The organism is Halorientalis sp. (genome assembly GCF_028275115.1).
Classification (GTDB): Archaea; Halobacteriota; Halobacteria; order Halobacteriales; family Haloarculaceae; genus Halorientalis.
In genome coordinates, this window is sequence record NZ_JAQCNH010000074.1 from 1 (window position 1) to 10,635 (window position 10,635).

A 10,635-nucleotide genomic window follows, 5' to 3' on the forward strand; every position below is an offset into this window, starting at 1 on the left:
AAGTGGCAGCGTCGTACCGTCTACTCTTCGCTCCTCTTGATTGGCTCGATGCTCGTGTTCACGGTGCTTTATCAGAACGGGATGCGGATCTACGAGGGAGAGCCGAGGACGTTCCTCCACTCCCTGCAGGTCGTCGTCGAGACGTTCACGACGACGGGGTTCGGCTCGGATTCGCCCTGGATCAGCCCGGGAATGAACGTACTCGTAATCGTCATGGACCTCTTCGGGACGCTGCTCATCTTCATGGCCTTCCCCGTTCTCGCGTTCCCGCTGCTTGAGGACATTCTCTCGACGACTGTCCCCAAAACTGTCGACGGTAATCTCGAAGACCACGTAGTGATCTGCACGTACACGCCCCGTGCCGACGTTCTCATCGACGAACTGGAGTCGTGGGATGTCGACTATGTCATCGTGGAACCGGACCGTGAACGGGCGACTGAACTGTACGAGGACGGCTACCGTGTCATCCGAGCGGACCCGGAGTCGACATCAGGGCTTGAAGAGGCGAATATCGCCGCCGCGAGGGCACTCGTCGCCGACGTGTCGGATCAGGTCGACGCGAGCATCGTGCTCACCGCCCAGGAGATCGCCGAAGACGTCCTGACACTCAGCGTCGTCGAAGAGCCTGACCGGGCACCGTACCACCGCCTCGCCGGCGCCGACGAGGTGCTCTCCCCGCGCCCGCTGCTTGGCCAGAGTCTCGCCTCGAAGGTGACAACGTCGGTCACGAGCGAACTGAAGGAGGTGGTGGAGATCGACGACGACTTCGAAATCGCCGAATTTCCGATCCACCGCGGGAGTCAGCTCGTCGGGAAGACGCTCGCGGAGAGTGGTATCCGTGAACAGGCCAGTGTCAACGTCATCGGGGCCTGGTTCCGTGGTGAGTTCGAGACACCACCCGATCCTAACGCGACGCTGACCAACGGCACGGTGTTGCTGGCAACCGGTCGCGAAGCCCAGCTCGAACAACTCAAGGACCTCACGCGGTCGGGGATGCGACGGCTGGATCGGGGTGACACGGTCGTCATTGGACACGGCGAGGTCGGTCGAACCGTCACTGACGCGCTCGCCGATGCCGGCGTGCAGTACACGGTCGTCGACCAGACTGATTTGGAGAGGGTCGATGTGGTTGGGGACGCAAGCGAGCCCGAGACGCTTCGAGAGGCGGGTATCGATGACGCCAGTGCAGTTATTCTGGCACTTCCCGACGACACGACAGCGGAGTTCACGGCCCTCGTGGTGCGGGACTCAAGCGCCGACGCGGAGATCATCGCTCGGGTCGAGGAGTCACAGAGCATCCCGAAGATGTACCAGGCTGGTGCGGACTACGTACTGGCACTCGCGACCGTCACCGGCCGAATGCTGGCGTCGCAGATACTGGAAGAGGAGGACGTTCTCTCGCTGGACCAGCACGTGGAGGTCGTCCGCACACCCGCATCCGAGCTCGTCGGAAAGACGCTCGGAGAGGCGCAGGTGCGGTCGGAATCCGGCTGTACTATCGTCGGAATTGAGCGTGACGGAACGGTAGTCTCCGACATCGGTCCGGAAGTCCGCATCGAAGACGAGGACGAACTCATCATTGCCGGGGCCGACGATGGGGTCCAACGGTTCACCGAACTTTACACGTGATCAAAAGAAACCTGGATACACTCATTAGTAAGTGAAGATGAGCGTTGAAAAACATATTCCGAGAGCGGTACTCGGGATAATCGGAGGCGCTACACTCGTGATCGGTGTCGCTATCTCGGTCCTGTTTTTGAGCTCAGCCGAGCCGAATTACTCCGAACCGTGGCTCATTCTCAGCGGAGTGTGTAGCCTCGGATATGCGGCTGGCGCGATGATGTATCGACATCGGAACCGGCGGGCGGCTCTGGGATTCGTAGCCGGAATGGTTGGGTGGGCAACGATATTCCTTTTGCGGTCACGACACTGAACCGAGGCATCGTCGGAAGTAGCCTCGTCTCGTTGGTCCCGGCGGGATTGATGTTGTTGGGTGTGTGGTATGACAATCCTGCCACGCGGTGAGAATACGAACCGAAAGGTCACCCACACCGGGGACGTATATTTGCTCACCTCTATCGCTTGACCGCAGGCTGCGATGCATCCGTATATTCGGGAATACTTCCGTCGGCTTCGTCTACTCGCGTGGAATGAGCGAGAACAGCGGCCGCGCTCGTTGGTTCGCGTGGAACTGTTTTTGATACTCTACGCCAGTGTTTTCCTGGCTTTGCCGAATCTCGTCTGGCCATCGGGCGACAGCCTGCTCCGCTCCGCCACGCTTCGTGTGCTTCTCGTCTGCTGTACACTTGGACTGCTGTTCGGGGCAGCAACGTATCTGGACAAACGGCCCGTTCGTTCGTTTGGGCTACAAATCACCCGTCGCTGGGCGAGTGACGCGCTGGCAGGCGCAGTTATGGGCGGGACGATTCCGGTAGCGGCGGTGGGACCGGGGATCATTAGCGGATGGATCACAGTCGGCAACCTAAGATACACCCCCAGTAGTACATACCTTCAGAACATTGGGCTAGCGATCGTCATCACCGTGAGTATCGCAATCGCAGAGGAACACGTCTTTCGGGGATACGTACTCACAAACGCTATCGAGGAATTAGATCTGCGATGGTTGTCTGGGACGACGACGCTCCTTGCTGCGTGGAGCGTGTCTGCACTGCTGTTTGGGCTTATCCATCCAGCACCGACGCTCGTTGCTGGCATCCATTTCTTGAGTGCCGGCTTTCTGCTCGGCCTTGCGTATCTCCTGTCGGGTCAGCTCGGATTGCCTATCGGTATCCATGCTGGCTTCAATTTCGTTTCCGGCTACGTCGTTCCGATGACCCCCGACCAATCACTAGTCGTCCCACTGTCTGTGAGTGGCCCCGCGTGGCTTACTGGCCAAACTGGGCTCATCCAGACGGGACTCCAGATTCCAGCCGCGCTCGGGATACGGGAATATCTCTGGTGGCGTACAGGACGGGTTGGTGTCGCTCCGAGGATCAAATCCAAACTCCAGGACAAGTGGGCAGACAAGATCAAGGAACGTCTTCGCCCGCCGCTACGTCGGCGAGTGCTCGGTCACGGCTATCCGGTTCGAGTAGTTCTCGCCCGCGAACGACCGCGACGTTGCCAGGGGCGTCCCGGCTGACCCGCCGAGCGGTTGATCCGAACTCGAGCCGTTCTGCGTCGCTCCGTTCGGAGAGGCCGACACACACCGTGTCGTACCCCGTGACGGCATCGATGATTGCCGACGACACATCGTCACTGATGACGACCTCCGTCTCGTACTCCTCGGGATCGAGGTCCGCCCGGTTCGCGGTCCACCCGATTATCCGTCGTCCTTCCTTGACCGGGTCGACATCGTCGGTCGAGCGCTGGACGGTGAGGAGGGTCGCAGTCTCCCCGTCGACCGTCGCGAAGTCGACCGCTCGCTGTGCGACCGTCGCCGCGTGCGGCCCGGCGTCGACCAGTGCGACCGGCTTCCCGATCGCCTCCTGCTCGAACTCGACGAGCGCCACGTCACACGGCGCCCGCTCGATCACGGGATCGAGCGTCGACCCGAACACCTCGCCGTCGTCGTCGCCGTCCACCACGCCCTGCCATCCGAGGACCGCCTGCTCGGCGTCCGTCTCTCGGATCACCTCGAGGATCACCTCGCCCGGATCGTCGGCGATGGCAGAACGGGTATCGAGGTCGATCCCGATCTCGGCCGCGACGCCGCGGGCGACCGTCAGGAGGTCCCGCTGTTCGTTCAGTCGGTCCGACTCGACGTTCTGGTCGGGGGAGCGACGCGCTTCGGTGACGTGGACCGCCACTAGCTCTGGCTCGCCATCGTCGGCGTGGGCCCGGGCTGTCGCCGCGGCCAGACGGAGTAGTCGTCGCTGTGTCGTCGGGTTCGCCACCGGGACGACCACGCGATACGGCTGTGCGTCTGCCGTCGCGTCGGACGGCTCCGCCCGCCCGAACAGCCCGCCCACCGTCTCGAACGCGATCCCCCCGGGTTCGAACGCGATCCGCACTGCCTCACCCAGCAGGCCGTCCTCGACGGTCCGGCTGCGGGCATACCCGCCGTACCAGACGACGCCGAGTGCGACGATCCCGACCCCGACCACGATCACCTCGGGCTGCATCTGGGAGATGACCACACCAGCCATCAGGACACCCAGGACAGGAACTGCCGGATACAGTACCCCTGGCATCTCGAACTCCGGGTCGTACGGTTCCGGATCGACACGCCGGAACACGACGAGCGCGACGTGGACGAGCGCGTACGTGACGAGGAAGCTAAAGCTCGCCACCTGCGCTAACAGCGCGACGATCTCGGCGACCTGCAGTCCAGCGAGGACGAGGAGGCCGGTCACGCCACCGGTCGCGATGATCGCGCGGTGGGGCGTGGCGAACCGGTCGTGGGTGACGTTCAGGCGGTCGCTCATCAGACCGTCCCGGCCCATCGCGTAGATCACCCGCGACGCCGCGAGGATCGAGGAGTTCGAACTGGAGATGGCGGCGACCGCGGCCGCGACGGTGACCGCGGCGACGCCGACCGCACCCCCCATCGTGATCGCGGCGACGTCCGACACCGGGACGAGCGACCCGCCTAGTTGCTGGTAGGGGACCACGCCCGTCGAGACGAGCATGATCACGACGTACAGGAGTGTGACCGCCACCACCGACAACACCATCGTCAGCGGGATCAGCCGTCCCGGGTCCTCGATTTCGCCGGCCACCGTGGCGATGATTTCGAACCCGAGGTACGTGACGAACACCGTCCCAGTCGTGGCGACGATGCCGGTCGGCCCGGTCGGAGCGAACGCCGCGAGGTTCCCCGGCTCGATAAAGAACACACCGACCGCGACGTACGCTAACACGACGACGAGTTCGGCACCGATCATCAGGTTCTGTGCGCCGCTGGACTCGTCGGTTCCGTAGTAGTTGAGTCCGGTAATCGCCGCGAGCCCGACCAGCCCGATTAGCACGATGAGTGCCCGCCCGTCCAGAAACGGCAGCGGCACGACGATGTACTGGCCGAAGCCGATCATGTAGAACGCGCTGGCGAACATCAGCCCGGTCCACATTCCCCAGCCGACGATACTGCCAAACAGGCCGCCAAGCGCGCGATTGACGTAGTGGTAGCTGCCGCCGGCAATCGGCATCCCCGTCGCCAACTCCGCCAGCGACAGCGCCGCCAACAGGGCGACGAGGCCGGCGATTCCGAAGGAAATCGAGCTGGCCGGGCCAGCCCCCTCTGCGGCCAACCCAGGGAGAATAAATATGCCGGCCCCGATCATCGTCCCGCCGCCGAGCGTCATCGCTTCGGTGAACCCGAGATTCCGCTCGAGTGAACTTCCCTCGGTCACAGGTTCATCCCCTTCGCGGGCGGTGGGACGCGTCGGTTCACGGGGTGCTCACCCGCGATGGAGGTCTCGGCCACAGTTAGTGGTTCAATCAGTAGGTCGGATGCACATAAATCGCGCGGCTACGGCTTGCGGACGACGAACGCCGGGCGGTCGACGTCGTCGGCGATGCGGTTGGAAACCCGACCGAGGATGCGATCGGTCAGCGACGGCTCCGTCTCCCCGACGACGAGGATATCGAACTCGTGAGCTAACTCGACGATTGCAGTCCCCGGGTCGTCGGTCGTCGCGAGTCGCGTGTCGATCCGGGCAGGGTCGATGCCGGCGTCAACGAGCCGATCGGTCGCATCGTCCAGCAGCGACTGACCGTACGCCTGCTTGTCCGCGGTTGCAGCGTGAAACAGCGTCGCGGTTGCCTCATCACGCCGGAGGAGGTCCGCCACGAGCGAGAGGATACGGTCGAGGTTGTCGTCGCCTCGAAGCGGGACGAACACCCGGTCGGTGGCGGTATGGCTCCCTGGCAGCAGAATCGCATCACAGTCGTACTCTTCGGCGGCGCGGTCGACCGTCTCGTCCCGGTCGTGTGTGAACACGACGCGCTGGGTCACGTCACGGTCAATCGTCGCGGCGAGTTTTTCCAGTCGCCGTTGCGCATCGTCCTCGTGGTCCGCTTTGAGTTGCGCTGGCGGCGCCTGGTCAGGAACTGGATAGTAGCCGAGCAGAATGAGGGTTACCGTATCGGAGATGGTGAGTAGGTCCGTCGCCGGGCGCTCGTCGTTCAAGACGTCGACCGGCACAAGAATCGTCGAACCATCGGTCAGAGGCATATACTAAGGCTACTGCCCGCACAGTTATATTTGTGGCCGCCCAATTTCCGAGATGACGAGCCGGCCGTGCAATTGCTATTCGGGCTAACTTTACTCCGGACCGAATGCCACGGCGTTGTATCCACATTTTTAGAGGGTATCGTAGCCGGCCGGTGTTCAGCGGTCCTCGGCAAACTGTCGGGGCGTGATCCCGCCGAGACGAATCTATGGAACCCGATGATTACCCCTACCTGTATCTATCATCCTGAGCTTCGAGATCTGTGGTGTTTCGCTTAGCCTTTCGACGGTTGGAGCTTCCTGCATTCGTGCTGAAGTCTCTATTACTACAAAGAGAGTGGTGTGTGTCGAAGGACACGTCGAACTGGGAACGGCTCACTCCCGAGTCGCTCTATTCAGTTCACGCAAGTTGTGGGGTTGTTGTATGCTTCAACCGGTAGATACCAGTATGAACACTTCCGAAACGACCCGATGCGCGTAATTATCGTGGGGGCCGGGGAAGTCGGCTCACATATTGCTGCCAGCCTCGCCGATGACCACGAGGTTATTCTGGTCGATATTGATCCTGAAATCATCAAGGAACTCGCCTATTCGACCGACGTTTTGACGACAGAAGGCGATGGAACGACGGCTGATACAGTTCAAGAAGCCGGTATTGTCAAAACAGAGTTGCTCGTTGCCAGTACGGATGACGATAGAACCAATGTGAACCATTCGTCTTTAGCTAAGACTCACATCTCGGTTGTATAGCGGTAGCGAGCGTCTCCTGTAAGACCGGTCGTTGTTGCTGAATCTTCTGAGCGTCCTCGATCAACCGCTCCAGCAACGGCGGTGGCGAGTATCCGAGATACTCACCGAGTTCGTGGAGCATAAACTGGGCGTGCGACCGGAAGGTCGCCGCCCACCGTTCCGGCGGAAACACGATCTCGTCGTCGGCCTGCTCGGTGACCAGATCCAACAGCTCACGACTCACCAACAGCGACAGCAACGCCGCATACAGCAGAATCTTCACCACATCCGGGTCGCTCGTGTCGAACTCGTCCAACTCGTACTGCGTCTTCAGTTCACGAAACAGCGTTTCTACCTCCCACCGACACCGATACAGCGTTGCTAAATCCGCCGGGAAAAAATCCTCTCTCGGCAGGTTCGTGATGTACAGATGGTAGTCGTCGGCGTCCTCGTCACGGACGCCGACGACGCGGAACCGCTTCGTATCCAGCGACCGCGTTCCCTCGTACTGGCCTCGCTTGAACTCCGCTTCGACCGCTACGTCGATGTACTTCCGCGAGAGGTCATCGACCACATCGTGGATCTGCTTGCCCTCCAAGGGAATGGCGCGGCCGCGCCATCCCCGCAATTCCTCCGTTATCACCGGGTTCGCGCTCTTCTTCAGCCGACTCAGGAAGTAGCCGTCGTTCTCGTCGATCAACGCGAAGCGGCGGTACTTGAACTACGCTCGATCGAACAGAACGAGCCGTCCTTGCAGCCACGATCCCGTTTTGAACAGCGTGCTGTCGTGTGTTTTCTCGTCCGTCACGCCGATCCGTTCAACCGTCTCATCGGTGGTGTTGTGGAGCAGGTGGAGCTTCGCTCCAGCCTGCTCCTCGTGACGGGCTTGGAACTCATCAGAGAGGAACTCGTGCAACCGCAACACCGTTCCATCGGCGATCATCACATCCCTGAATCGGTCGATATCAGCGTCAACAGTGTCGGGAACATCGACCTCGTCGAGACCGTGCTCGACGAGGTCGCGGAGAGAAACAGTGTATGAGCCGACGCATGATTCTCGATGAGGAGGCGTCTTGATGCACACTTGCCGCCTCCTCGTTCCTCTCGAAAGGAAGCCTCGATAAGTCGCTGCTGTCACACGGTTTCTCTCTTAGCTAAAGACGGGTGGACACCGCTATTCAATACAGCAGTCTGATCCGGATCGGCGAGTTTGAGACCCGCGACTGTCGGCGGCTTACTCGTCGGCGTCGGGCAGGTATACCACGCCAGCGGAGTCATAGCTGTCGTGTTCTTCGACGCGCTCGCGAGCGGACAAGGTCACACAGTCACCATTCCCCCCAGATTCACTACTCTCGCTGTCACTCGCGGCGACGAGTAGACTGTGTGCGTTAGCACTGAAATTATGTTCGCCTCAACGTGTTCACTAACATTCTCGCAGTTAGAAAAGACTCCAGCAAGTATTGTAGTATTCTTGCTTATATTAGGTGTCAGTTAGTTATTCATACTATGGAAAATAGAACGCGGAGAGAATGGCTGTGTGCACTCGGAGCCGGTGGGATTGCTGGGCTGGCGGGATGTAGCTCATCTGAGGACCCAGACTCCAACGGTTCCTTGAGCGTCGATGAACAGACTCGGTCAGGCTCTGTCTCCGAGGTCCCGATGTTTCGTCATAATCCTGCACGTACTGGGGCGTTGCCAGACGCAACTGGTCCACAACGTTCAATTAGCGAGCAATGGAGTTTCAACGCCGCCGAACGGGGAGTTTTGTCCTCGCCGGTAAGAGTCGGCAATACCGTCTATGTTGGCGGCGGAGGGAGTCAGGAAGCAGATGGTGACATATATGCACTATCGGCGGCAGACGGCTCTGAACAGTGGAGTTACCAAACTGAAGGAAGCGTGATTTCCTCGTCTGCAGTGGTCGATGGTACTGTTTACGTCGGCAGCGGAGAAGGAGATGGTAACATCTATGCGTTGTCGGCGGCGGATGGGTCCGAACAGTGGAGCTACCAAACTGGAGGTGTCGTGAATTCGTCGCCAGCGGTTGCCAGCGGCACCGTCTACATCGGTAGCACTGTCGGCAATGTGTACGCGCTGTCAGTCTCGGACGGATCTGAGCGGTGGGTGTTTGACGCGGATAGCACGACAGTAAATTCGTCGCCCGCTGTAATTAATGATACTGTATATATCGGTACGCGTACCGGTCGTGTGTATGCGCTGTCGGCGGCAGACGGCTCCGAACAGTGGAGCACCCAGATTGGGGCTCGAGTAGGTTCCTCGCCGGCGGTAGTTAACGACACTGTCTACGTTGGTAGTAACGACGGCACCGTGTACGCGCTGTCAGCGTCGGACGGCTCCGAACAGTGGAGCTACCGGACCGGGGCAAGAGTGTTTTCGTCGCCAGCAGTAGTTGAGAACACCGTCTATGTCGGCAGTTACGACAGCACCGTGTATGCGCTGTCAGCGTCGGACGGCTCCGAACAGTGGACTTACCAGACTGAGGGTAGAATCAGTTCGTCGCCAGCGGTGGTTAATGACGTTGTCTACATCGGTAGCTTCGATAATAACATGTACGCGCTGTCAGCGGCAGACGGTTCTGAACAGTGGAGCCACCAGACTGGGGGAGCGATATTTTCATCCCCAGCAGTGGGTGATGATACTGTCTACGTCGGTAGTGGCGACGGAAACGTCTACGCACTTTCTGATTGACCTCCTCCCACGACTGAAGTCGTGGGATTCCTCCGTGAGTAATCCACCCAGTCGATTACCCCGGCTGTGAACTTTCGGGTTTGCTGAGGCTGGGTTGGTCGAGTGAACGGGACTGTTCCGCAAACTCGGCGGGTATCCAGTCGTGTTCGTTCCACTGCCAGTACGCCCCCTCTTGGGGTGCGTCCCTGCCGCGTTCAGCAGACAGGGCAGCGGGCCGGGCCATCGGCCCTGCTTCGGACTGCAGGATGTTCCACGCTCCTGCCACGTCACTGTGTGCGTCTAAGCTGCAGTCGTGACACCGGAACGAATCACCATTCCGAGTCACATCACTACTTCCACAGTCGGGACACTCGTTACTCGAATCGGCTTCGCTCACTTCTGCAACACAAATCCCACCATCGCCGAGTGTCAGTTCTATCCGCTCCAGCAATTGTCGGTGTGACCAGAAGGCGTGATTCCTCTCGTTCACCTCAGCACTCCAATGAGTGTCCAGCACATCGGTTAGGTCACCAACGTACACGGTATCGACGTTGTATTCGAGGAGCCACTCGGCGGCGTGTTTCACCGCAGCATTACGGCTGTGGTCGCGCTTTCGTGACCGTTCATCGTACAGGCGTTGGATACGGCGGCTCGTGTATTCGTCTTCTCGGAGTTTCGACTGGAGTGTGGCGATCCGGTCGGAATAGCTCTGGAACCGGTCAAACTCCGGGCGGGCGTGGTACACAGTTGTCTCACCACCTTCGGTGACGGCAGCCAACGTGTTGTTCGCACCTACGTCGATGGCAGCTGCCTGCGTCGCGTTCTCCTTATTGAGTGTGTGAGTGAACGCATCCTGCCGCTGTTCTCTGAGGTTGTCTGGTTGAATGCAGACAGGATGCTGGACACGAAGCTGGGCAGCGTGTTCGTCGTAGATGAGTTCCAAGCGACTGTCGTCACCGTTCCACTGCGGGTTGCCACGGACCTCGAGCGTGACGCGCTCGTTGTGGTCGAAGTCGTACCGGTCTTCGAGTACGTCACCGACGCCAAAC

The 10,635-nt window shown here is 60.2% G+C and carries 7 protein-coding genes and 1 pseudogene; 4 read left to right on the plus strand and 4 right to left on the minus strand.

The genetic code is table 11. The features are described 5' to 3' along the window. Together Q0964_RS09960 and Q0964_RS18470 are read left to right on the plus strand one after the other, a co-directional pair. On the plus strand, positions 1-1,629 hold a 1,629-nt coding region (locus tag Q0964_RS09960), incomplete at its 5' end, for a potassium channel family protein (protein ID WP_414652144.1). A 784-nt stretch (positions 1,630-2,413) separates the two neighbouring features. Continuing rightward, complete coding sequence (locus Q0964_RS18470) at positions 2,414-3,142, plus strand: CPBP family intramembrane glutamic endopeptidase (protein WP_414652145.1); 729 nt, start codon at positions 2,414-2,416, stop codon at positions 3,140-3,142. On the opposite strand, the gene Q0964_RS09965 is transcribed toward Q0964_RS18470, so the two are convergent. Together Q0964_RS09965 and Q0964_RS09970 are read right to left on the minus strand one after the other, a co-directional pair. Further along, positions 3,030-5,303, minus strand: a complete 2,274-nt coding sequence (locus Q0964_RS09965) for an amino acid permease (RefSeq protein ID WP_414652146.1) — start codon at positions 5,301-5,303, stop codon at positions 3,030-3,032. The genes Q0964_RS18470 and Q0964_RS09965 overlap by 113 nt on opposite strands. Before the next feature lie 167 nt (positions 5,304-5,470). Further along, on the minus strand, positions 5,471-6,175 hold the full coding sequence (locus Q0964_RS09970) for a universal stress protein (protein ID WP_299266723.1): 705 nt from the start codon (positions 6,173-6,175) through the stop codon (positions 5,471-5,473). A 468-nt stretch (positions 6,176-6,643) separates the two neighbouring features. Between Q0964_RS09970 and Q0964_RS09975 the strand changes: the two genes are divergently transcribed. Beyond that, positions 6,644-6,922 (plus strand): NAD-binding protein, encoded by a 279-nt coding sequence (locus Q0964_RS09975; RefSeq protein WP_299266726.1) that lies wholly within the window; start codon positions 6,644-6,646, stop codon positions 6,920-6,922. Here Q0964_RS09975 and Q0964_RS09980 read toward each other — a convergent pair. Then, positions 6,897-7,928 (minus strand): annotated as a pseudogene (locus tag Q0964_RS09980) (IS4 family transposase); the annotation flags it as partial. The gene Q0964_RS09975 and the pseudogene Q0964_RS09980 overlap by 26 nt on opposite strands. Positions 7,929-8,560: 632 nt before the next feature. On the opposite strand from Q0964_RS09980, the gene Q0964_RS09985 reads away from it, so the two are divergent. Next, positions 8,561-9,607, plus strand: a complete 1,047-nt coding sequence (locus Q0964_RS09985) for an outer membrane protein assembly factor BamB family protein (RefSeq protein ID WP_299266735.1) — start codon at positions 8,561-8,563, stop codon at positions 9,605-9,607. 55 nt (positions 9,608-9,662) lie between these two features. On the opposite strand, the gene Q0964_RS09990 is transcribed toward Q0964_RS09985, so the two are convergent. Further along, positions 9,663-10,635, minus strand: a 973-nt coding sequence (locus Q0964_RS09990) for a transposase (RefSeq protein ID WP_349254456.1), incomplete at its 5' end; no start/stop codon positions are given.

Coding starts and splice junctions, on each gene's coding strand:
- Q0964_RS18470 (WP_414652145.1), top strand. CDS start 2,414: ATGGGCGGGACGATTCCGGTAGCGGCGGTGGGACCGGGGATCATTAGC.
- Q0964_RS09965 (WP_414652146.1), bottom strand. CDS start 5,303: ATGACGCTCGGCGGCGGGACGATGATCGGGGCCGGCATATTTATTCTC.
- Q0964_RS09970 (WP_299266723.1), bottom strand. CDS start 6,175: ATGCCTCTGACCGATGGTTCGACGATTCTTGTGCCGGTCGACGTCTTG.
- Q0964_RS09975 (WP_299266726.1), top strand. CDS start 6,644: ATGCGCGTAATTATCGTGGGGGCCGGGGAAGTCGGCTCACATATTGCT.
- Q0964_RS09985 (WP_299266735.1), top strand. CDS start 8,561: ATGTTTCGTCATAATCCTGCACGTACTGGGGCGTTGCCAGACGCAACT.